This is a genomic window from Providencia sp. PROV109 (assembly GCF_033681625.1).
GTDB lineage: Bacteria > Pseudomonadota > Gammaproteobacteria > Enterobacterales > Enterobacteriaceae > Providencia > Providencia hangzhouensis.
Map to the genome: position 1 here is coordinate 3,930,586 of NZ_CP096320.1, position 24,472 is coordinate 3,955,057.

Sequence of the window (24,472 nt, forward strand, 5' to 3'; positions counted from 1 at the left end):
TTTTTGACATATTAATTGTCAGCGACAACTTTGGTATTAACTGTGGCTGGTGATAATACGGTATCCTGCGGCAAGCTATCGTACTTCACAAACTCGTCCCGTGGGAAAACAAAGACATCGATATCTTTTTCAGGTGTGATAGTCTCCGCCACGATACTTTTCGCTGGGGAGGTTAGGTTAGTTTCTACTCCTAACCACGACGCGAAGTAATCAAATAAATTCCACTCACTTAACATTTCATCGCGAAATTCACGTTTAGTATCATCCGAATTGATGACCACTAATGGGACTTGATATGCCCCTTTCACGAGTTGACCATGGCGTAAGTATAGATTTCCGTCTTTGATATACCCTTTATACTCTGCTTCCAGTGCTTTTACGTGCTGCTTATTGGCTTTGACTAGCCCTTGCCCATGGTCAGAAAAATATAAAATGGAGAACGGGTAATCCCCATTTTTATTATTTTCTTGCAAGATACTATAAATATCGCCAATAAAATCGTCACTCAGTTTAATCGCTGAAACATAACAGTTCGCTATACTTCCCCAGCCCGTATTAAATTGCTCAGGGTTAATGTTGTAATTATTTTTAACGAGTTCGCAAGCTCCTTTCGGCCAACCATCATGGTGAGGCCCCCACATATGAACAAAAATAACTTTTTCTTTCTCTGACGGGTTATTTAACGCGGCTTTAAAGGCAGGTAACATTTTAAAATCATTGGTGAGTTTATTCACACTGTCATCAACGACAAACTTTTCTTGCACGAAAAGGTTTTCAAAACCAGGCTTGCTGTCTCTAACCGGTAAAAAATAATTCGCTTTTAGAAAATAATTTGTAAAGCCAATTTCATCATCACCAAAACTGCCATTATTACCGATATAATAGGTTTCATAACCCGCTTTGTTGGCTAAATCAACAACTGAATTATTATTGTAATACGGCTTTTCATGGTGCTGTGTGATCGTCTTTAAATCATTTTTCGCTAAAGCTCGCGTTAAGGTCGGTACCGTATTGGATGCCGCACTAATAAAATTATTGAAAAAACGCCCATTTACCGATGAAAGAAACGGTGTATTTTCTAATGGGTAGCCATAAGTATTCATATAATTCTTATTGGTACTTTCACCAATAATGACAACTTTTATCTTATATTTATCATCGTTTTTTTTAGTAATTTGAATATCACTGGCCGTATTCACGCCATAGCAAATATCTGCATTGCTTTTTGCTGCTTGAATTAACTCAGGTGTACAGGCTTTTTTATAGACGCCGGCACTTTCATTAGTATTTGCTTGAGCCCATGAAACGCTAGCTACCAGAAGCGCACTATAAAGTGCGGTTAATTTCATTACTTTCATACTCAGAACCTCATCTTCGTAACTTATTATATTTATGAGTTGCTGTAGTGTAGCCAGGGTAGAGTTTGTGAAATAATGTAGCATTGCACTAAAATTTCACACCTTAATTAATATATTGAAATATTATTTCAATAAAAGACGAAGAAGACGAAATTGAGATACAGCTAACAATAATTAATTATGAAGAATCACGCATTTACTAGGCATATTTTCATGCTAGCTGTATATCAAGAAAGATAAAAAATTAGTAATCAACTAGTTATATACCATAAATTCATTTATCAGAATGAATAATAAGCGTTACACCCATTACATCTAGAGTTGTGATAAAGATCTGCAATTAAACATTAATCGCCATTTGATTAGTGATACAGCTCTAATTTTGCTCTTTCCTCACTAGAATGCATTATGGAACCGGTTCCATAATGCATTATTCGCAATGACAAATGGGCAAAATGCCCTTTAATCAGACAGAGGAAAGTCATGAGCAAACACATTATTGTTGTCACTGCGGCCTATGGGGCGCAAACCGTAAAACAATTAGGCGGCCAACAAGCCTTATTCGAAATGATTCAAAACAGCCATGCAGATGGCGTGGAGATCCGCCAAGAGCTTTTGCTGCCGAATGATAGCCTGACGGATATTGCTGATAAGCTACAAGCAAGGCAACTAAAAGCTGTCTATTCTATTCCTGATACCCTATTTCAACAACGAGCTCCTATCGCAATCACCAAATTACAAGGCTATTTCGAAGATGCCAAACAACTCAATGCACGCTTTTTAAAACTATCACTTGGTGAGCTACCTGAGTGCTATGACTTATCCGAAGTTATTGGTGTCATCAATCAATACACCACCCAATTAGTGATTGAGAACGACCAAACAGAAGCCGGTGGTCATATTGCGCCTCTTGAACGCTTTTTTGCTGATGTCAAAACCCAGAATATGCCCATAAAAATGGCGTTTGATATGGCGAACTGGCATTGGCATCGGGAAGATCCGTTAAAAGCCGCACATATTTTTGCTCCCCAAGTCGCTTACATTCACGTTAAAGCCTGCCAATTGCGTGACAACAAACGTGTTGCTGTAGCACTTGATGACAGCGATGGCACTTGGAAAGAAGTGCTAACCGCCCTACCGAATGACGTTCCTTGTGGTATCGAGTTTCCACTCGAAGGCGATGATTTACGTGCAGTCACTGAATACTATGTTTCTCTGTTAAAGACTTTCTAGGTTAGAGGGAGAATTAATTTTATGAAAAACCAATTAGATGTCGTAACTCTTGGTGAGGCCATGATGATGTTCGTCGCCACACAAACAGGGAAATTACATGAGGTCGAAAACTTTGTTCGCCGTGCCGCAGGGGCTGAACTCAACGTTGCTGTTGGCCTTTCACGCCTTGGGTTAAAAACGGGATGGATTAGCCGCTTAGGTAATGACTCTTTTGGGCGTTTTATCCAAGCCACATTGGATAATGAATATATAGATACTCAATGTGTTACGGTAGATTCTCGTTACCCAACTGGCTTTCAACTCAAATCTAAAGCCGAAAATGGAACCGATCCCATCGTAGAGTATTTTCGTCAAGGTTCTGCGGCAAGTCACTTAGATTTAACAGACTTTAATGAAGATTATTTTCTATCCGCACGCCATTTACATTTAAGTGGCGTGGCAGCAGCACTTTCACCCACCAGCTACCAACTGTCACTGCATGCCGCGAAATGGATGCGAAATGCAGGAAAAACACTATCATTTGACCCCAACTTGCGCCCTTCTCTATGGAAGAGTGAAACAGCGATGGTAGAACAGCTCAACCAACTCGCGTTCCAAGCTAATTGGGTCTTACCAGGCTTAAAAGAAGGCAAAATTCTAACGGGTTTCGACCACCCCGAGTCTATTGCTGACTTTTATCTCGCCCAAGGTGTTGAAGCCGTTGTGATTAAAACCGGAGAACACGGGGCTTATTATAAAACTGCGGGTAACCAACAAGGTATGGCTCCTGCCGTGCATATTAAACAAGTCATTGATACCGTTGGTGCCGGTGATGGCTTTGCCGTTGGCGTCATCAGCGCCTTACTTGAAGGCTTAACACTACCGCAAGCTGTTGCAAGAGGTAATTTTGTTGGAGCTAGAGCCATTCAAGTTATAGGTGATAGTGAAGGCTTACCAACTCAAGCACAATTGCAGCATGAAATGGCATTACTCTCCGCAGCCACTACTAAAGCTGCATGTTAAAAGGAAATCGATTATGACAATGAATACTCCAGCAGCGTCACGTTGGTGGCGCATCATGCCAATCGTGTTTATCACCTATAGCCTTGCTTATTTGGATAGAGCAAACTACAGCTTTGCCGCCGCTGCAGGTATCAACGCTGACTTAGGCATTACCAAAGGGATGTCGTCACTACTCGGCTCATTATTTTTCCTTGGCTATTTCTTTTTCCAAATACCAGGCGCTATCTACGCGGAAAAGCGCAGTGTCCGCAAACTGATTTTTGCCTGTATTTTTCTCTGGGGAATGTTTGCCAGCTTAACGGGAATGGTCAGTAATATCCCAATGCTAGTGATTATTCGCTTTAGTTTGGGTGTCGTTGAAGCCGCCGTGATGCCAGCGATGCTCATCTATATCAGTAACTGGTTCACTCAATCAGAACGCTCACGCGCCAATACCTTTTTAATTTTAGGTAACCCAGTCACGGTGTTGTGGATGTCCGTGCTATCCGGTTATCTCATTCAAGCGTTCGGTTGGCGTGAAATGTTTATCATTGAAGGGGTTCCAGCGATTTTGTGGGCTTTTTTCTGGTGGAGAACAGCACGTGATAAACCAAGCCAAGTGAATTGGCTAAGCCAGACTGAAAAAGAGACATTAGATAAAATTCTCAGTGACGAACAGAAAAACATCAAACCTGTCCGTAACTACCGTGAAGCTTTTAAATCACGTAACGTGATTTTACTGTGCGCCCAGTATTTTTGCTGGAGCATCGGTGTGTATGGCTTCGTACTGTGGCTGCCATCTATTATTCGTGGAGCATCTAACCTTGGGATGGTAGAAACAGGCTGGCTTTCTGCCGTTCCTTACCTTGCGGCAACCTTAGCGATGATCCTCGTATCATGGGCATCTGACCGTATGCATAACCGCAAACTATTCGTTTGGCCAATGCTTTTACTCGGTGCGATTTGCTTCCTCGGTTCGTACTTACTCGGTAGCACGAATTTTTGGTTCTCTTATACCTTATTAGTGATTGCGGGTGCAGCAATGTACGCCCCATATGGGCCCTTCTTCGCTATCATTCCTGAAATGTTGCCAAAGAACGTTGCAGGTGGTGCAATGGCATTAATCAATAGTATGGGCGCATTAGGTTCATTCTTTGGTTCATGGTTTGTTGGCTATTTAAATGGAGCAACCGGTAGCCCAAGTGCTTCGTATATGTTTATGGGACTCGCATTATTAGCCTCGGTTTTCTTTACCTTGATAGTCAAACCAAACCAAGAACAAAACAGTGATGTTGTCATCACGAAGCATGCTTAAAAGGGATACTATGAAACAGAATATTATTTTATATAAATCCATTCCTACGGATCAACTTGAACGGCTACAGCAACACTTTAATGTTACTGTATTTGATAGCGTTACACCTAATCTCGCTAGCTTTAAACAAGCGTTATCCCGCGCTGACGGCATTATCGGGGCCAGCTATCCTATCACGGCAGATGACATTGCCAATGCTCCGAATTTGAAAGCGGCATCGACCATTTCCGTTGGTGTCGATCAATTTGATATTGATGCAATGAATGCTAGAAAGATTGCATTAATGCATACACCTAATGTATTAACCGAAACCACCGCCGATACCATTTTTACGTTAGTGCTTTGCAGTGCACGCCGCATTATCGAAATGGCTGAGATGGTCAAAAATGGCCAATGGACTCAAAGTATTGGTGAAGATGCATATGGCAGTAATGTGAATGGGAAAACTATCGGTATTTTAGGCATGGGCCGCATTGGCTATGCCGTTGCCAAACGCGCTTATTTAGGCTTCGGGATGCCAGTTCTCTATTACAATAACCATATCCACCCCGATGCAGAAACCCAACTTAAGGCACGTCGTTGTGACCTCGATACGTTGCTGGCAGAATCGGATTTTGTCTGTGTCGTGCTGCCATTATCAGCGTCAACCGAAAAGTTGATCGGTAAAAATGAGTTGGCAAAAATGAAACCCAGTGCATTTTTGATCAACGGTTCAAGAGGCCGTATCGTCGATGAAGCCGCCCTGATCGATGCATTAGAAAGTGGCACAATTCGCGGGGCGGGTTTAGATGTGTTTGAAGTTGAACCCCTTCCAAGCAACTCTAAGCTACTCACGCTGCCAAATGTGGTTGCTCTGCCGCACATCGGTTCTGCCACCCATGAAACCCGTTATGCTATGGTCGAATGTGCCGTTGATAACCTAATAGCCGCCTTAAAGGGTGACCTAAGCCAAAATTGTGTTAACCCTGAAATAGCAAAATAGCTGGAATGCCCTAATTTATTAGGGCTCTTTGGCTCTTTAACCATCAATGCGCATGAGCGTGTCCCGGGCGAGCAACATTGCTTCGCTCACACTCGGTCAAAAATTGGATAGAATTCAGTTTACTGGTTGATGGTGCTAAATAATATAATCCGACGGTTTTTTGACTGGGTGAGTAAATCTCCAACATGCCATTGATATCAGAATAATAATCACCTTTATTTATCACGATGTTAAAATCTTTTATTTTCTCAACGCGTCGCTGTTCCGTACTTTTCACTAACGGATAACTCATATACTCATAGCCAACAAAATCAACGATATTAACCTGATTATTATTGAAAAAGACTTGTACCTTACTTGCACCCGTTGGAAAGATAAATTTGCCATTTCGCTCTAATGTGATGTGATTATAGCTTTGGTCAACTTGGCAGGTATATTCTTTGATACCGCTTCTGGTGCTACACCCCGCTAGAACAATGCTAGCTAGCAATAATATCCCTATCTTTCTCATATGTTCCCTATGCCCTCAAAATGGTTATAACATAATCTGCATATCAGTATACATGCAACAAACCTTAAGCCAAATTGAGAAATAGTAACGAAATTTTAAGAACCGAATAACTTAGCCCCAAAGACTACAATGTCGTCGATTTTCGGATCAGCAATTCCCCATTAAATAAGTATTGCATCGGGGGTTTATCTGGATTTTCCAGTTTTTCGAGCAAACACTCCACCGCCTTGTGCCCCATTTCCGCTGTCGGTTGAGACACTGAGGTTACCCCTTGCCCAGCCAATGCCGCCCATTCGAGGTTATCGAAACTCAAAAAGCCAATATCCGTTCCCCAACGTAGCCCTTGTTTATTCATGACATACGCCAGCTGCAAAGTCAGTACGCCATTAGCGGCAACAATCACTTTGCGCATACCACGATGTGCAGTACAAAAATCGGCAACAATGGCCTCTAATTTTGCAGGGTCAGGCAAGGTCACTTGATGAAATTCGCTTTGGATATGTTGATGGCTCTGCGATAACGCTTGAAAGGTCTGTAAGCGCTCTTGGCGTGCGCTGTTATACACAATGGGCTCAGTCACGAAGCAAATCGCTTCAAACCCTTGTTCAATCAGATGATTAAAGGCCATTTGTGCAGAAGCGGGGTTATCTAACCCAACCATGTCACTGGGAAAATTGTCGATTTTTCTATCTAACAAGACGAAAGGTAGGGTGGTTTCTTTCAGCACTTCAATGAATTGTTCGTTAACACCCGCTGAATTTATGATAAGTCCATCAACGCGGTAACCTTTTAGCAATTGAATAAATTGGCATTCACGCTCAATGCTGTTATCTGCATTGCAAACCACGGTCATGAAACCTTGTTTGATTGACTCGGCTTCTACCCCTTTTAATACTTCAACAGAGAATGGGTTACCGATATCGGCAATAATCAAACCAATCAAGCCTGTCCGCCCATGTTTCAAGCTGCGCGCCATTTGGTTTGGGCGATAGTTTAATTCACGAATGGCGCTTTCAATGCGTTGACGTAAATTATCAGAAAGCAAATGAAATTCACCATTCAAATAACGCGAGATACTGGTTTTCCCTGCCTGAGCTTTGGCAGCGACATCTTTGATCGTGGCAACTTTTTGCGTTTTCGGGGCCATAGCTTCAGGTTTTTCCATTCTCTAGAAATATCACCAAGAGGTTATCTTACTCGAATAAGCATCATTTTACTTGTGGTATTGCGTTAACTTGCTGTTTTAACCATTGAATAAAAATATCCGCCTTTGGGTTTCGTTTATCATTTAGCATCGCAAAATAGTGGCGCTGTTGACACTTCAGCGAAATATCACCAAATGGCATTACCAGTTCTTGGCGCTTTAAGCGTTTTTCAACCAATTGTTTACGTCCCATCGCCACACCAGCATGGTTCATTGCGGCAACAATCGCTAAATCAGAGCGATCAAAGCATAGGTTTCGGCGATGAGGAAACAAGGTTAATTGGTAATGTTCACTCCACGCCTTCCATTCATCATAATCAGAGTTACTGCTCCAAGCTTGTCTATCATGTAGCAAAGTACAATTTTTCAATTGATGAATATTATTAAGCAAATCATGTTGTTTAGCATATTGCGGACTACAGACCGGAACAATTGACTCTGACATTAAATCTTCACAATATAAATTGGGCCGAGTGATATCATCATAATAAATAGCAATATCAATGCCATAGCCACGAAAGTTAACGTCATCGTTGCCCGTTAATAGATTTAACTGAATTGAGGGATATTGGTTAGCAAAATCCGCAATTTTGGGAATTAACCAGCACTGGGCGATGGATGGTCGTGAATACACCGTAAGTTCACCCGAGATTTCTTGGTTCTTGATATCAATAATTTCTTGGTTAATATCATCCAAATTTTTGCGTAGTGCCCAATAAATTCGCTCACCATCAATCGTCAGCTCAATACGCCGATGAAAACGCTCAAATAATTTAAAACCTAACTCCCCTTCTAACGTATTAATTCGGTGGCTAACTGCACTGGGTGTTAATGCCAGCTCCTGTGCCGCTAATGCAAAAGAGCTATGCCGTGCTGCTGCTTCAAAGGTATGTAGGCGCGATAGCTGATAACTTGATAGCCGTTTATTCCATTGAATAAATCCAGATTGCTCAAATTGATTGAAATTTTCTGACATCAACGCCTCCAATAAAAACAACGATACTCAATGATTTCTACAATACCCTTTTTAAGATGAATTTAGATGACCCAAAGACGCTATTCTCCGTTTTATATGACTAATATCACACCTTTGAGTTAATTTGATTCATCTAAAGCTCGTGTTTCATCGTTTGTCACCACTGAATATTTATTATCCAATAGAAAAACAATAACAAGATGATCAGAGGTAGGATATGGACTCTACAATGTGGATGATTGGTACTTTAGTTATCAGTATTTTACTAATCATCGTTTCAATTATTAAATTTAAGTTTCATCCCTTTTTAGCACTTTTACTCGCCAGCTTCTTTGTCGGTATCTCCATGCAAATGAATCCATTGGAGATGGTCAACGCTATCGAAAATGGCATTGGGGGTACACTTGGTTTCTTAGCTGCCATTATCGGGCTAGGAACTATTCTTGGAAAAATGATGGAAATCTCCGGGGCAGCAGAGCAAATTGGGGTGACATTACAAAAAAGCCGTTGGTTGACTCCCGATGTCACCATGGTACTCATTGGGTTAATCTGCGGTATCACCCTGTTTGTTGAGGTCGGTGTGGTGTTACTGATCCCACTCGCATTTTCCATTGCCAAAAGAACCAATACTTCATTATTAAAGTTAGCGATCCCATTGTGTACTGCGCTGATGGCCGTCCATTGCATCGTACCGCCACACCCTGCTGCTCTATTTGTCACAAATGAATTAGGTGCTGATATTGGTACGGTGATTGTTGCAGGGTTAGCCGTAGGCCTAGTCGCGTCATTAGTCGGCGGGCCACTGTTCCTCAAATTCTTAGGTGACCGCTTACCGTTTAAAACTGTGCCAGAAGCGTTCTCAGATCTTGAGGTACGTGAAGAAAAAGACTTACCTTCTTTAGGTGCGACACTGTTCACGGTGTTATTGCCAATTGCCCTCATGTTAATCAAGACTGCCGCTGACTTGAACATGAGCAAAGATAGCCAGTTATTTACCCTCTTACAGTTTATTGGTAACCCAATAACCGCTATGTTTATTGCTGCTTTTGTCGCTTATTACATGTTAGGGATCCGACGTAACATGGGTATGAGCGTATTACTCAGCAAAACCGAAGAGAGTTTTAGCTCAATCGCTAATATTTTATTGATTATCGGCGCAGGAGGAGCATTTAACGGTATCTTAAAAGGCAGTGGACTGAGCGATTCCTTAGCGATGGTGTTATCTGGTATTGATATGCACCCAATTTTACTGGCTTGGCTAGTCGCCATTATTCTTCATGCCGCTGTCGGTTCTGCCACCGTTGCGATGATGGGCGCAACGGCGATTGTTGCTCCGCTAATGCCAATGTACCCACACATTAGCCCAGAAATTATGACATTAGCCATTGGCTCAGGCGCAATTGGCTGCACTATCGTCACTGATTCATTGTTCTGGTTAGTCAAACAGTACTGTAACGCGACTTTAGCCGAAACATTCCGTTTTTATAGTGTCGCCACGTTGATTGCGTCTTTCGTCGCGCTGGCAGGGACTTTTGCACTTTCATTTGTGATTTAAAAGAGAGTAATTATGACTCAGATAAATGTTGATAAGTTAATTGCTGACTACCCTTTAGTTCAGGACTTAATCGATTTAAAGCAAATTGCGTGGTTCAACCCAAAGGTCACGACGACCCAAGCGGGTTTGCCTTATGTCGGGCTTACCATTGAAGATGTTCAAGATGCAGAAGCGCGCTTAACCCGCTTTGCGCCTTATTTGATGAAAGCGTTTCCAGAAACTCAAGCGACACAAGGGATTATTGAATCTGAAGTTATCGATATTCCCAACATGCAGGCCGCGCTGGAAAAACGGTATCAAACGCCAATAACAGGGAAAATGTTACTGAAAAAAGATAGCCACCTGCCAATTTCAGGGTCAATCAAAGCCCGCGGTGGCATCTATGAGGTTTTAACCCATGCAGAAAAATTGGCTTTAGAAGCTGGTTTATTATCAACAGATGATAATTACGAAATTTTATTCTCAGAACAATTTCGTCAATTCTTTAGCCAATACCGCATCGCGGTGGGCTCAACCGGTAACCTTGGCATGTCCATCGGTATTATGAGCGCTAAACTTGGCTTTAGCGTCAGCGTGCATATGTCCGCAGATGCCAGACAATGGAAAAAAGACAAATTGCGTTCACATGGTGTGAATGTTGTGGAATATGAGCAAGATTACAGCATCGCCGTTGAACAAGGCCGTAAAGAAGCAGAAAAAGACCCAAACTGCTTTTTTATTGATGATGAAAACTCCACAACCCTATTTCTTGGCTATGCCGTCGCAGGCCTTCGCCTAAAAAAACAATTTGTAGAGCAAGGGATTACAGTGGATAACGACCACCCGCTATTTGTCTATTTACCTTGTGGTGTTGGTGGTGGCCCCGGTGGCGTTGCTTTCGGGTTAAAACTCGCCTTTGGGGATGCCGCCCATTGCTTATTTGCAGAACCAACGCATTCACCTTGCATGTTGTTAGGAGTACATACCGGGTTACATGATGGCGTGTCAGTTCAAGAGATTGGTATCGATAATATCACTGCCGCTGATGGCCTTGCCGTTGGCCGCGCATCCGGTTTTGTGGGGCGCGCGATGGAGCGGTTGATTGATGGTTATTACACTATCGATGATAGCGAAATGTATAACCTGTTAGGCTTACTCAACCAGACCGAATCTATTAAATTAGAGCCTTCGGCCTTGGCGGGTATGACTGGCTGTGTGCATGTCACGCAAAACACAGATTATTTGCAATCCAAATCACTCACGCCTAAGCAACTGGCCAACGCAACACATCTGGTATGGGCAACAGGTGGCGGTATGGTACCCGCAGATGAGATGCAAAAATATTTATCGCAAGCCAATCTAAACTAATAATTAACATGTTCAAAGCCCTCCTCACGTTAAATGATATGAGGGCTTTTTACCATCAACCGCACATTATTCGCTTTATAATGATTGCCCCGGTAATGGCACTAAATCACTTTCAATATAGCGTCTTACTAACGTCGCGAGCGCGACTAATGAGTCCAAATGAGTTCTTTCCCAGCCGTGGGAACTGTCTAGTGCGAAACATGCTAAAGCCGCACGAATATCCCATCCTGCATCAATTGCTGCAGCACTATCCGAACGATAATGTTTAAACGTATCGCGGACGTGAGGAATATCATACTGCTGGCATAATTGTAATAAATGCCGCGTAATTGCTAAATCAAACGGGCCAGTTCTGTCGCGAAAAGCTAAGGTGAGGGCGTCATCCCGTGTAGTTTGGTCAGGGGCAGAAACAGAGTTATCAATCGCTAATAATTCTTGAACCTGCGGACCAAAACCGTGGGTGCCTCCGATACCGACCTCTTCTGAAATCGTGAACATCATTTGGCAAGATACCGCTGGCACAATACCGTCATCCACCAGTGATTTTAATGCGGCTAACATCACTGCACATCCGGCTTTATCATCCAAATGACGCGATACAATAAAACCGTTATCAATGAATTCGGGTTGAGCATCCACTGCAACAATATCACCGACGTTTAAGCCATGGGATTGCAAATCAGCAAAGTTATAACAGGGGGCATCAAGGCGAATTTCTAAATTATCCCAATCGGCTACTTGGGTATCTACCTCAGTATTAAAACGGTGCCCTGAGGCTTTTAATGGCAAAATTGTCCCACGATATTGGTGATCATCACTAAATACTGTCACCCTTGCACCTTCCGCAAAACGGGCTGCCCATGTGCCAGTATTACGCAGTGCCAAACGCCCATTCGGTTTGAGTTGTGTCACCATCGCCCCTAATGTATCAAGGTGTGCGGCTAATGCACGTTTAGGTTCTTCAGAACCGAGTGTGATATAGAGCACCCCGCGGCGTGTGTATTTTGGTGTAAACCCCAACTCCGACAACCATTGGTGAGTTTGCGCAACGGCTTGTTCAGTCATCCCAACAGGGCTAGGTGTGCATAATAATGTTTTTAATACAGAGGTCAGATATACTTTATCTATCATTATATTACCTATCTTCACTTAAGAAACGTTCTTGTAATGTGGCTTGTAGCGCTAACATGGCTTGTTCTGCATAAGCCATATGTGCTTCCATTACCGATTGAACATTAGCGGCATCTTTACGGCGTAAAGCCTCGATTAATTGATATTGGTATTCGATGCCTTGACGCCTGTCGACAGGCTCAGGTTTTAAATAAATGTCCTGACAAACGGCTAAGTCTTTGAGTAAGCGTTGTAAAAAATGGCAGATAAACACTAATAAAACGTTATCGGAATAGCTAGCGACCACCGCATGAAAATCCAGTTCTGCCATTCGTTGCTGCCAGCGTTCATTTTCATCTACGGGCTCATGGTCATAAATGGCGATGGTATCGTACAGCTTTTGAATTCCTGCGTTATCGATATTATCAATGGCACTGACTGCTACCACCGGTTCTAATAATTTACGTAACGTATAAATATCCTTGATTGATATATCCCGCGTAAATAAATAGTTCGATAACAAACTCATCGCTCGCGCTTCAGTCATTGAATCAATAAACGCGCCACCACCAGGCCCAGTTTTTGTTTTAATTAACCCTTGAACTTCCAATGACTTTAATGCTTCTCTCACAGTGCTTTTGCTAGCGTTATAATGTTCAATTAGCTCTTTTTCTTGTGGCAAACGGTCACCGGGTATGAGGTTATTGGCCATAATGGTTTCTTTTATCGCATTGACGATTTCATCAGTACGTTTAATACGCACTGACTCTATCGTCATTGGCTTATTGGTGCTCATATTAGCTTCTCAACTGGTTTAAATAAGTTTCTAATCGACTGAATCAACACGAATTCGTGGGGCACTTGCCAATAAATTTCGTGTATATTCATGCTCCGGTGCGGCAAATAAGCTGCGGGTATCTCGACATTCTAGCAAATCCCCTAAATAGAGTACGGCAACTCTATCTGCAATCGACTCCACTACCGCCAAATCATGGCTAATAAATAAATACGATAATGAAAACTGTTGTTTAAGTTGTTCTAATAACAATAAAACTTGCGCTTGTACCGAAACATCCAGCGCACTAACGGGTTCATCAAGTACCAATATTCGTGCATCCGCAGCTAATGCTCTCGCAATCGCTAACCGCTGTGCCTGCCCTCCTGAAAACTCATGAGGATAGCAAGCTAAAGCGTCGATTGGCATATTGACAGCTTCGAGTAATTCCGCCAAACGCTTCGCTCTTTGTGATGTGTTCATGTGCTTTAAGTATTTCAATGGAACCGTTAATGTCTCGCCTATCGTTTTACGGGGGTTCAAAGATGCAACCGGGTCTTGAAAAACGTACTGAATGGCTTGCCCAAATGCACGTGAACCATGTTGCAGCCATTCGGCACGAGTTTGCCCTAATACCGTGATTTCCCCCGAGGTTTCACGCTCCAACCCAACTAAAATACGCGCTAAGGTACTTTTTCCAGAGCCACTCTCCCCTACAACAGCAAGGGTTTCACCTTCATAGAGCGATAATGAAATATTTTTTAGTGCGTGAACTTGGCGTCCACGAGGGTGAAATAGGCTTCTTGGCTGCCCAAAGGTTTTCACCAACTGATTAACTTCAATCACTTTTTTCATTAAACCTCCTGTGCCGATGTTAAATCATTACCATTGGGCTGATGACCATAAAGTTGTTGGACTTGTTTTAAAAATCCACGCCCTTCCCCTAATTTAGGGACACTGGCGATCAGGCGTTGTGTATAAGGATGCTGAGGCTGGCGTAATACCGTTTGTGTCTCCCCTGTTTCAACTATCTCACCTTGCTGCATGACGGCAACACGGTCGCAAATTTGGTTAATAACCGCGAAATCATGGGTAATAAATAAGAGTGCAACACCACGTTCACGGCGTAGTTGGTTGAGTAACTCTAAAATACGCGCCTGCACCGTAACATCTAATGCGGTGGTCGGCTCGTCGGCAATAATCAACACAGGGTCATTAGCCAATGCCATCGCTATCCCTACCCGCTGGCGCTGCCCGCCCGAAAGCTCATGGGGGTAGGCATCAAAACGCTCCTGCGCATCTGGGATCCCAACGCTATCCAATAATTCAATGGCTTTATTTTTCGCCTCATAGAATGACAACGATTGGTGAGCAGAAATGGCCTCACGCAATTGCACACCTATGGTAAATTGCGGATGGAGTGTCGTCAGCGGGTCTTGGAAAATATAGGATACCTTCGCACCGCGACGGCGCTGCATAACAGATAACGGTAATGACAACATTTCTTCATGTTCTACATAAATACCACCAGCGGTAACCAACGCAGGAGGCGATGCAAGCAACCCCATTACAGATAAAGCCGTAACACTCTTACCCGAACCGCTTTCTCCAATTAGCCCTAAACATTCCCCCGCACCAACGGTAAAACTGATCCCTTTTACCGTTGGGCGTAATTGATTTCCTTGGCGAAAAGCGACCGACAAGTCTTTGACTTCTAATACCACTTGTTCGCCTCCCGTTTTCGCAGGAATATTAACTCTGTCAGTCTGTGTCATCGGTTGTGATCGCTGTAAGGCTCCTGATTTTAACCGGGGATCAAGAATGTCACGCACGCCATCCCCTAACAGGTTAAAACTAATCACAATAAGAAAGATCATAATACCAGGTACCAATGCCACATGAGGAGCAACAAACATTTGCGCGCGCCCTTGCCCTAGCATTGAACCTAAATCTGCATTCGGTGGTTGAGTACCTAGCCCTAAAAATGACAAGCCTGCCGTCTCTAAGATCATCCAGCCAATGGTCGTTGACATGGTAACCACAATGATTGGCAAGACATTCGGTAACACTTCCGTTAATAGGACTTGTAGGTGGTTTTTACCTGACAACCTTGCAGCTTGTATAAAATCTCTATCACGTAAACCCACCGTTAACCCACGAATATTCCTAGCAAAAAAGGGAATATTCACTAATGCGATAGCATACAACGCATTGAGTAGCCCTGGCCCAAGTACCGCTACAATCGCTAAGGCTAATAAAATGTATGGAAATGCCATTAGCATATCAATACAACGCATCAATAATGTATCGGTACGATGGCCTACATACCCAGCTACCAAGCCAATCAGGGTGCCGAATATTGCCGCAATTAGTGTTGCGGAAATACCGACCAATAGGGATACTCGTGTTCCCCACAGCAATCGAGACAAAATATCTCGCCCTAAATGGTCAGTACCTAATAAATGGCCAGATGAAAAAGCGGGAAGTAGCCGATTAACTAAATCCGTTTCATCAGGACTAGCAAGGGGGAGCCAAGGTGCTAAAAATGCCAAGAGCATAATGATAGATAAAGTAAATAAGCCCAAAGTTGCTAAACGATTCGCCAGTAATAATGAGCCAATCGATTGGCGATGACGATGCTGAATAACAGGGGTCACAGACTGGCTCATGATTTCAACCTCGGGTCTAACATGGCTTGCACAACATCCGCAAGTAAATTGATAAAGACATAGGACGCTGCTGCAATCAATACGCCCCCTTGAACTAAAAACAAGTCACGGGTTGCCACGGCTTTCACTAGCATGGCACCTAGCCCCGGCCACTGAAAAACGGTTTCAATGTACACCGCACCACCAAAAACAAAGCCCGCTTGGATACCAATGACTGGGATAACGGAAACCAGTGCCATGCGAAATGCATGGCGAAAAATCACTTTGCGCTCGCTCAAACCTTTTGCTCTTGCGGTGCGAATAAAATCAAGCCGCAATACTTCTAACATTGCTGTACGCGTCAAGCGCGCTATCACCCCTGTCGCGACTAATGAAAGCGTCACTGCGGGTAAAACAAGGTGATGTAATAAATCACTCAGGCCACCGCCTTGCCAAATATCGTACATTCCTGATGCCGGAAACCATTGTAATTGAACAGAAAAAAGCATAATCATCAATAAGCCGATCCAAAAAGATGGCATTGAGATACCCAATAAAACAGCGAGTGTAATAAATCGGTCACTCCAACTGAATTGACGAATGGCAGAAAAGACTCCGGCCAGTAACCCTAATATTGAACTCAGTAATAATGCACTTCCGCCCAAAATTAATGTGGCAGAAAATCGCTCTAAAACTTCATCAACAACTGGCCGGTTAAGAACAAATGAACGGCCAAAATCACCCGAAATTAAATTATGCATCCAAATAAAATATTGCTGATATAACGGCTTATCCAACCCAAGCTCTGTTTTTACTCTCGCCACATTTTCAGGAGTTGCCCAAGGGCCAAGCAGCGCTTGAGCCGGGTCTCCAGGGATCATTGCCATGATAAAAAAGACAATTAACGTCAAACCAATCAGTATGGGTATGGTCGCTAAAATGCGTTTCAAACAGTATAACCACATAATTTTTCCCCATAAAATCAAAAGATTAATTGAATATTTAATTCACATTAATCAATCTTTACGAACGTCTTTAAGTAATAAGTTAAAGTTAGGCTGCAATTTGAAATGTCTAACATGCTCATTAGCGACCGCATTTTGCTTCCAATTCGCCACAAATAACCAAGGGGCATCTTGATGAACAATTTTTTGTACTTGCCGATATAGCTGGGCGCGCTCCTCGAGATTATTGGTGACTCGAGCTTTGTCTAATAACCTATCGAGCTGCTTGTTACTGTAATAACCAGAATTGAACCCGCCTTTATCCGGCCAAGAAGCGCTATGTAAGGTTAAAAAAGGCAAAGTATCTGGGTCATTCGTCATCCATGCCATTTCGGCCATATGCGCTTGTTTTAGACCTGCATTGACCTTTGATAGGTAAGTATTCCATTCAAAGGTTTGAATTTCGACAGATAGCCCAACCGCTTTCAGGTCTGCTTGAATGGCTGTCGCCATGGGGATCGGGTCTAGCATCCCTGAGCCCCCTTCCGTGACATAAAAAATAACTTTTTGCCCTTGAGCTCCCGCTTCTGCTATCAATTGGCGTGCTTTTTCAGGGTCATAAGGATAAGCCTCTGTTTCTGCATCAAATGCCCAATCGAATGCCGATGGGATGGGCCCTTGTGCTACCCCCGCAGAGTCCTGAAGAATGTATTTCACAATATTGTCTTTATTTACCGCGTAGTTAACGGCTTGCCTCACACGTACATCATCAAATGGTGGCTGAGACGCATTGAGCATGGCATACCAAACATGCGGCCCTACGGCTTCATAAACATGAAAGCGGTTGTCATTAACAAATAATGGGACGTTATCAGCAGGGACTTCTACCATGGCATCAATCCCCCCCGATAACATTTCGGCTACCCGAGTATTGGCGTCAGTGATAGGCCGAAAAACAACATGTTTTAAACTGGGTTTACCATCCCAATAGTCTTCATTAGCGGATACGACTACCCTTTGGTTTGCGGTCCACTCATCAAACTTGAAGGGACCTGTTCCGCTAGGGTGCCGGCTAAAGTCTTTGTCATATTTCTTTACTGCTGCGGGTGAAACAATCAGCCCTGCTGGTGTCGCTAAATTTGATAAAAACGGGGCAAACGGTTCTTTTAAGGCAAAAACCACCGTTTTATCATCTGGAGTTTCTATCTTGTCTATTGCGGAAAAGAAAAATGATAATGGGAATGGCCCTGTATGGTAGTACGGGTGCTGGTTATCCAACATTCGTTCAAATGTGAATTTGACTGCATCCGCATTGAATGGGCTGCCATCGTGAAATTTTATATTCTCCCGTAAATGGAAAGTATATGTGAGGCCATCATCACTAACAGACCATGATTGGGCTAAAGCAGGTTCAAGCGTCAATGTACCATCCGCATTACGAACTAACCCTTCATACAAGTTAACCAAAATTCGAGAATCATTCGCAGCGGTTGCCACTTGTGGGTCTAATGACTGCGGCTCAGCAACTTGCCCTAATAACAAGACATCAGGATGGTTCACCGCCAATGTCGGTAGCGAAATAAAGCATAAAAGCCAAAAACTGGCTATCCACCTACATAAACGCATTTTCATTTGCTTCCCCCTGAGTGCTGACATTGCTATATGATTGTGAAGTGTGATTTGTGTCAATTTTGTTAATAATTTTATCTTTTTCTTTATTTATGATGATAAATTATATTTCAAGCAAGAATTTATAATGATAAATTTGATCAAGGTCTAATTTATGAGGTGTAAAATGACATTTTCAATTGTGGCGCGCTGCCCATTGACAGGAAAAATAGGTGCAGCAACGGCAACGGGTGGCCCTGCGGTTGGTGCATTGGTCTTACATGGCAAAAGCCAAACGGGGGCAATCGCAACTCAAGCAATGACCAACCCCATTGCTGGCTTAGCAGGCATTGAATATTTGCAGCAAGGCCATAACGCGAATAAAAGCTTAGACCATCTGGTTAAACAAGATATTGACTGTGAACGGCGACAATTAATTATTATGGATAACTACGGTGATACAGCCGATTGGACAGGTCAATATTGCTTACCTTGGTGTGGAAGTCTATCGGAACCCAACTTAGCTATTGCTGGCAATATGTTAGTAGGTGAACAGGTTCTAAGCGCTATTTATCAAAGCTATTATAAAAATGCTGACCAAGATCTGGCTGATCGATTACTCATTGCCATGCAAGCCGGTGCCGATGAAGGTGGTGATTATCGAGGCATCCGCTCCGCTGCATTAAAAGTATGGAATGACCGGCAATACGCAGACATTGATATTCGCTGCGATTGGTCAGAAGCACCGCTATCAGCGCTTGAAACCATCCTTCAACAGGTTCGCTCCGAGGATTATGCTAATTTTTTCGCGCAAATCCCCACAGGAAATGAATATATCGCTAATAAGTGAAGCTATCATGGTGCATATCGACTAATAAAGTAAAATAACTGAATGATGTGTACCTGAAGTAAAAGTAACTATTTATGAAAATATTATTAACTGCATGAATAACTCTGTATTTTTTATCATTAAAGCCAGTTTAGCTTATTATTCAATTTATCATTCATTACTTAATCTTAATTATTCACTCTTGTCATACGTCCTATTAATTTTTACTATTCGTTGCCATCAGAAAATAAGTGGTTATTTTTAACAACATTAAAAATAATGAAAAACATCTATTGCTTTAAATTTATCTAATTCTATCTCATAAATGATTACGATAATTAACCTTAATAAAGACTAGGTTATTTATTTTTGTTTAGACACTTCACCACAGAAACAAAATAACATTTATTATCAACTTGTTATATGCCAAATCCCCAGCTAACCTAGTGGACAATATTTATGCAACCTAACCAATCAATATTAAATACGTTTAAATACTGCAAGCCTTAACAAATGGATGATTAATAATCAAATGAACAAAAATAGCTCAAAAAGTACATTTAAAACTCATTTATATATTAATTTCCCAATTTTAGAACTTAAGGGATATTCAGAATTTTCATCTATGGTGAAATATTAATCTCCCTCTTTGACCCCCTCATCAATTATTGCCTTTAAGCTAAATTTTCATATTTACACCTGTACACTTTTAATGACATTAACATTAAAAAAATATTAATTCTTATATCTCTAAAATAAAGTAATCACCCACAAAGCCTTTACAGCACTGAGTACATCAATTTACGTCGCATTTCATTTCAATGACGTTTATTAACAAATGCTACCGCCACTTAACAATTACAAAATATATGATAAGATCATTATCTCAATTTGAAATTATTTACTATATAAAAAACAAGATTGTTATTGAGGTTATAGATGAAAATCTCGAGAAGAAAGCTATTATTAGGGGTTGGTGCTGCTGGTGTTCTAGCAGGAGGTGCTGCGGTTGTTCCTATGATCAATCGTGAAGGTCGTTTTGAATCGACTAAATCACGTGTACCTGCTGTTGCTGGTACTGAAGGCAAATTACCTGAGTCTGCGGATGCAGTCATCATCGGTGCTGGCCTTCAAGGGATCATGACCGCAATTAACCTTGCAGAGAAAGGTCTTAATGTTGTTATCTGTGAAAAAGGTGTTGTCGGTGGTGAGCAATCAGGTCGTGCATATAGCCAAATCATCAGCTACAAAACCTCTCCAGCTATTTTCCCTTTACACCACTATGGGAAAATTCAATGGCTCGGTATGAACGAAAAAATCGGTGCTGATACCAGCTACCGTGTTCAAGGCCGTGTTGAAGTGCCTTCTAGCGAAGAAGACTTAGAAATTTCAAGAGCGTGGATTAAGTCTGCATCTGAAAACCCAGGTTTCGATACGCCTTTACGCACCCGTATGATTGAAGGTACTGAACTGGCTAATCGTCTGGTTGATGCACAAACCCCATGGAAAATTGGTGGTTTTGAAGAAGACTCTGGTAGCCTTGACCCAGAAGTTGTTACGCCAACGATGGCAAACTACGCTAAATCAATCGGTATTCGCATCTACACTAATTGTGCAGTACGTGGTATTGAAACAGCAGGCGGCAAAATTTCTGATGTTGTCACTGAAAAAGGTGCAATCAAAACGTCTCGTGTTGTTCTGACGGGGGGGATTTGGTCGCGTCTGTTCATGGGTAACTTAGGTATTGACGTTCCAACACTAAACGTTTACCTGTCACAACAGCGTATTACTGGCGTACCAGGTGCACCAAAAGGTAACGTACACTTACCTAACGGTATTCACTTCCGTGAACAAGCTGATGGGACTTATGCTGTTGCACCACGTATCTTTACCAGCTCTATCGTTAAAGACAGCTTCCTGTTAGGCCCAAGATTCCTACATGTATTAGGTGGCGGTGAGTTACCATTAGAGTTCTCTCTTGGTAAAGACTTATTCAACTCCTTCATGATGGCAACATCTTGGAATTTAGACGAGAAGACACCATTCGAAGAGTTCCGTACGGCAACAAATACACCAAACAATGAACACTTAGATGGCGTTCTAGAAAGACTGAGAAAAGAGTTCCCAGTATTTAAAGAGTCTAAAGTGGTTGAGCGTTGGGGTGGTACTGTTGCACCAACGGATGATGAAATTCCAATTATTTCAACCATCGAGCAGTATCCAGGTCTGGTCATCAACACCGCTACAGGCTGGGGTATGACAGAAAGCCCTGCATCTGGTCGATTAACGGCAGAGTTGTTAATGGGTGAAACACCATTTATCGACCCTACGCCGTATAAACTTTCTCGTTTTAACTAAAAAACGGGGAAAATAACGATTTTTACTGTGGATCTATTAGCGAATAGTTTAAAGTTAAATGAAAGTTTAATTTTTGATAAAATTAATAGATCCTATTTACTTTGATAATGTTAAGGAGTTTACATGCGCTATAAAACTTTATTGCTTTCTCTGCCTTTGATTTTAGGTGTAGCAAGTGCGAATGCAGCTGATGATGTTAAACGCGTTCCAGTGAAAGGATTCCCTATCTCTGAATCAGTAGAAATCAATGCGGGCAACCTCATTTTCCTAAGCGGAAAAGTTCCTTCTAAAATCTCTGCAGACGCTAAAGAAGGCGTTTTAGAGTCTTATGGTAATACCGAAGCACAAACAATCAACGTATTAAAACAAATCCAAGCTAACCTCGAAGGTATGGGTTTGACAATGAATGATGTTGTTAAAATGCAAGTATTTTTAGTTGGTGGTGAAGAAACTCAAGGTACTATGGACTTCGCTGGCTTCATGGCCGGTTACAATAAGTTCTATGAGTCTGAGAAAATTACTAATCTGCCAGCTCGTTCTACCTTCCAAGTCGCTAAACTGGCTAACCCAGCTTGGAGAGTAGAAATCGAAGTGACAGCAGTACGCCCTGCTGCAAAAAAATAAGTTATTCAATAACGAATAGCTAAACGATAATGAGGCATAGCAATGTGCCTCGTTATAAGAACACGTCTTGATTGCCACATCTTTCAACATTCCCTCACAGACTGTCACCATTGCTTCCTGTATGCTATTGCTTAAAGTTCTTCAATAAATAAACGTGTATGCTGCAATCATTAGCACTGCAATCATCAAGGTAAAAGTGAGTCATCGTATCAAATAAGGCAATATATGATTAAAGAGTCTCTCAAGATCCACGGTAAAAAACAGTTTGAAATCAAACAAAAAGTTCTATTACCTCGTAAATCAAAAGAGATCCGCTATCAGGTCGAAAGTTTTTTCTTTCTTCCGTCATCATTGCAAGTCAACCCTGACCTATACACGCCATCAAGCCTTCAGCGTAGCCTCAAAAACTATATCCGCTTAAGCCCACCTACGGTTAAGCTTTCAGCTTTACCAGAAGAAAATGGCGAATTAGATAACTTAAAACACTGGTTAGAACAATGTGACCCATTAAACCCACCCTCATTGGACGAGTATGAGAACAAGTTAAAACGCTATGCTTTAACCTTTAAGCGTACGGTACGAATTAATGTCAAAATGATAAGCCAAAACGCTCAACGACAAACAGATGAATACTTAACCGAGTTTATGGCTAACATGGCGAAATGCCTCGGGGTTTATCGGGCGTTAGCGCCACTGGCGGGCAAAATTGAAGAAAGCATTCGCTCAAATGCATTTTCTTATTGCGACGAATTTATGACCTACTACACCATGAATTATTTGCGTGATTTATTAGCTGAGAAGCAAATACCGTTACGTGAAGAAATCCGTCATTCTTGGTATCAAGAAATGCGTTACCTAAAGAAACAATACCCTGATTGTTTTCCCAGTGATGAAACTGATGCCGAATTAGTGACATATCGTCGCAATTTATTGAAAAAATACATCAATCGCTACCTTTACTTAGAGATCCGCCATAAACGTGGGTTGCCATTATTATTGCACTCCATTTATGGTATCGCAGCAGCAATCTCAATGATTTTTGCCACGTTAATTGCCTTTCTTTGGCAAGGGAAATATGGCGCGTTGAGTGCAAATTTATTTTTAGCTATGGTTATTGGCTATATTTTCAAAGATAGGCTGAAAGAAATCGGTCGTGAGCAACTATATCGCGTTTTCCAGAAATGGATCCCTGATAGACAACTACGTATTTATCGTGAAGGTGTTAAGGCCCCTGTCGGGCTATGCAAAGAGTCTTTTCGCTTCATCAGTGAAAATATGCTCTCCCCTGATATCCGTGAAATGCGACAAAAATCCCATTGGGTTAATTTAGTTAATGTCCAGCGCATGGAAGACATCCTGTATTACCGCAAAGATGTATTGCTACATAACCGCCATTCGGTGTTTGAAAAAAACCAATCATCAATTGCTGATATCACACGTTTTAATATTTCAGATTTTCTAAAATATATTGATATTAGCTATGAAGAGCTCACTGTAAATGATGATGAACCCGCAATCATTGGTGAAAAGGTCTACCATATTTACCTTTGCCGCCGTGTCACAATTAACAAAAAAACCTACAATGAGCTGGCGCGTTTAGTGGTTAATGCCGATGGAATAAAACGTTTGGAAGTATTGCAGCCGCTAGACTTACTGACAACCGATGAAGATATCGAAATTTCACCGTAGATGTTTTGTTTTTTCTATTTTCTTCCCAAGAAAAATATTCTAATTCACTATAATTTTCTAAATCATTCGAGCTGTAGCAATGCGGCAAGAGAAGATATCTCGGGGAGCATACAAAAGTATGTGACCCGGAGTAGCGAGCGTAGCCAACACCGCTACAGCTCGAAGGATGATAACCATTTAATTTTCTAAATCATTCGAACTGTAGCAAGGCGGCAAGAGAAGATATCTCGGGGAGCATACAAAAGTATGTGACCCGAGTAGCTGAGCGTAGCCAACACCGCTACAGCTCGAAGGATGATAACCATTTAATTTTCTAAATCATTCGAACTGTAGCAAGGCGGCAAGAGAAGATATCTCGGGGAGCATACAAAAGTATGTGACCCGAGTAGCTGAGCGTAGCCAACACCGCTACAGCTCGAAGGATG

20 protein-coding genes are annotated in these 24,472 nt (G+C 42.1%); 10 read left to right on the top strand and 10 right to left on the bottom strand.

From position 1 onward, the window contains the following. Positions 1-11: 11 nt before the first annotated feature. Positions 12-1,358, bottom strand: coding sequence for a phosphoethanolamine transferase (locus tag M1F25_RS18210; RefSeq protein ID WP_181488679.1), 1,347 nt, complete (start codon positions 1,356-1,358; stop codon positions 12-14). Positions 1,359-1,841: 483 nt separating this feature from the next. On the opposite strand from M1F25_RS18210, the gene M1F25_RS18215 reads away from it, so the two are divergent. Genes M1F25_RS18215 through M1F25_RS18230 form a run of 4 tightly spaced genes read left to right on the top strand, consistent with a single transcriptional unit; the run spans position 1,842 to position 5,869 of the window. Next, complete coding sequence (locus M1F25_RS18215; RefSeq protein ID WP_136134289.1) at positions 1,842-2,591, top strand: sugar phosphate isomerase/epimerase family protein; 750 nt, start codon at positions 1,842-1,844, stop codon at positions 2,589-2,591. Positions 2,592-2,612: 21 nt separating this feature from the next. Continuing rightward, positions 2,613-3,593, top strand: a complete 981-nt coding sequence (locus M1F25_RS18220) for a sugar kinase (protein ID WP_112307538.1) — start codon at positions 2,613-2,615, stop codon at positions 3,591-3,593. A 13-nt stretch (positions 3,594-3,606) separates the two neighbouring features. Further along, the gene (locus M1F25_RS18225; protein ID WP_094961588.1) at positions 3,607-4,887 is read left to right on the top strand and encodes an MFS transporter; all 1,281 of its coding nucleotides are present in this window, start codon (positions 3,607-3,609) and stop codon (positions 4,885-4,887) included. Positions 4,888-4,897: 10 nt separating this feature from the next. Beyond that, positions 4,898-5,869, top strand: a complete 972-nt coding sequence (locus M1F25_RS18230; protein ID WP_181488681.1) for an NAD(P)-dependent oxidoreductase — start codon at positions 4,898-4,900, stop codon at positions 5,867-5,869. Positions 5,870-5,912: 43 nt separating this feature from the next. Here M1F25_RS18230 and M1F25_RS18235 read toward each other — a convergent pair whose 3' ends face one another. The 3 genes from M1F25_RS18235 to dsdC all read right to left on the bottom strand — a co-directional run bounded on the left by M1F25_RS18235 (position 5,913) and on the right by dsdC (position 8,560). Next, positions 5,913-6,359: a hypothetical protein gene (locus M1F25_RS18235; RefSeq protein WP_318826254.1), complete on the bottom strand. Its 447-nt coding sequence runs from the start codon at positions 6,357-6,359 to the stop codon at positions 5,913-5,915. Between the two features lie 145 nt (positions 6,360-6,504). Next, the gene (locus M1F25_RS18240; RefSeq protein ID WP_004259230.1) at positions 6,505-7,545 is read right to left on the bottom strand and encodes a LacI family DNA-binding transcriptional regulator; all 1,041 of its coding nucleotides are present in this window, start codon (positions 7,543-7,545) and stop codon (positions 6,505-6,507) included. A 43-nt stretch (positions 7,546-7,588) separates the two neighbouring features. Further along, positions 7,589-8,560, bottom strand: a complete 972-nt coding sequence (gene dsdC, locus M1F25_RS18245; protein ID WP_004259232.1) for a DNA-binding transcriptional regulator DsdC — start codon at positions 8,558-8,560, stop codon at positions 7,589-7,591. 217 nt (positions 8,561-8,777) lie between these two features. Between dsdC and dsdX the strand changes: the two genes are divergently transcribed. Beyond that, a complete protein-coding gene (gene dsdX, locus M1F25_RS18250) occupies positions 8,778-10,115 on the top strand; it encodes a D-serine transporter DsdX (protein WP_181488685.1) in 1,338 nt (445 codons plus the stop codon). 12 nt (positions 10,116-10,127) lie between these two features. After that, on the top strand, positions 10,128-11,462 hold the full coding sequence (gene dsdA, locus M1F25_RS18255) for a D-serine ammonia-lyase (protein WP_181488687.1): 1,335 nt from the start codon (positions 10,128-10,130) through the stop codon (positions 11,460-11,462). 75 nt (positions 11,463-11,537) lie between these two features. Here dsdA and M1F25_RS18260 read toward each other — a convergent pair whose 3' ends face one another. The 6 genes from M1F25_RS18260 to M1F25_RS18285 are packed head-to-tail and all read right to left on the bottom strand — an operon-like array spanning position 11,538 to position 18,571. Beyond that, positions 11,538-12,593, bottom strand: coding sequence for an osmoprotectant NAGGN system M42 family peptidase (locus M1F25_RS18260; RefSeq protein WP_096864467.1), 1,056 nt, complete (start codon positions 12,591-12,593; stop codon positions 11,538-11,540). A 4-nt stretch (positions 12,594-12,597) separates the two neighbouring features. Further along, on the bottom strand, positions 12,598-13,368 hold the full coding sequence (locus M1F25_RS18265; RefSeq protein WP_112307541.1) for a FadR/GntR family transcriptional regulator: 771 nt from the start codon (positions 13,366-13,368) through the stop codon (positions 12,598-12,600). Positions 13,369-13,398: 30 nt separating this feature from the next. Beyond that, positions 13,399-14,202, bottom strand: coding sequence for an ABC transporter ATP-binding protein (locus M1F25_RS18270; RefSeq protein ID WP_112307542.1), 804 nt, complete (start codon positions 14,200-14,202; stop codon positions 13,399-13,401). Beyond that, positions 14,202-16,016: a dipeptide/oligopeptide/nickel ABC transporter permease/ATP-binding protein gene (locus tag M1F25_RS18275; RefSeq protein WP_181488689.1), complete on the bottom strand. Its 1,815-nt coding sequence runs from the start codon at positions 16,014-16,016 to the stop codon at positions 14,202-14,204. Before M1F25_RS18275 ends, M1F25_RS18270 begins: the two co-directional genes overlap by 1 nt. Further along, the gene (locus M1F25_RS18280; protein WP_181488691.1) at positions 16,013-16,960 is read right to left on the bottom strand and encodes an ABC transporter permease; all 948 of its coding nucleotides are present in this window, start codon (positions 16,958-16,960) and stop codon (positions 16,013-16,015) included. Before M1F25_RS18280 ends, M1F25_RS18275 begins: the two co-directional genes overlap by 4 nt. A 51-nt stretch (positions 16,961-17,011) precedes the next feature. Continuing rightward, the gene (locus tag M1F25_RS18285; protein ID WP_181488693.1) at positions 17,012-18,571 is read right to left on the bottom strand and encodes an ABC transporter substrate-binding protein; all 1,560 of its coding nucleotides are present in this window, start codon (positions 18,569-18,571) and stop codon (positions 17,012-17,014) included. Positions 18,572-18,734: 163 nt separating this feature from the next. On the opposite strand from M1F25_RS18285, the gene M1F25_RS18290 reads away from it, so the two are divergent. The 4 genes from M1F25_RS18290 (at position 18,735) to M1F25_RS18305 (ending at position 24,047) form a co-directional block, all read left to right on the top strand. Further along, positions 18,735-19,397, top strand: coding sequence for a DUF1028 domain-containing protein (locus tag M1F25_RS18290; RefSeq protein WP_181488695.1), 663 nt, complete (start codon positions 18,735-18,737; stop codon positions 19,395-19,397). A 918-nt stretch (positions 19,398-20,315) separates the two neighbouring features. Then, positions 20,316-21,734: an NAD(P)/FAD-dependent oxidoreductase gene (locus M1F25_RS18295; RefSeq protein WP_004259261.1), complete on the top strand. Its 1,419-nt coding sequence runs from the start codon at positions 20,316-20,318 to the stop codon at positions 21,732-21,734. A 123-nt stretch (positions 21,735-21,857) separates the two neighbouring features. Next, positions 21,858-22,358 carry a RidA family protein gene (locus tag M1F25_RS18300; protein ID WP_004259262.1) on the top strand — a complete coding sequence of 167 codons (501 nt, stop codon included), beginning with the start codon at positions 21,858-21,860 and terminating at the stop codon, positions 22,356-22,358. Between the two features lie 225 nt (positions 22,359-22,583). Further along, the gene (locus M1F25_RS18305; RefSeq protein WP_181488697.1) at positions 22,584-24,047 is read left to right on the top strand and encodes a hypothetical protein; all 1,464 of its coding nucleotides are present in this window, start codon (positions 22,584-22,586) and stop codon (positions 24,045-24,047) included. The last annotated feature ends 425 nt before the right edge of the window (positions 24,048-24,472 follow it).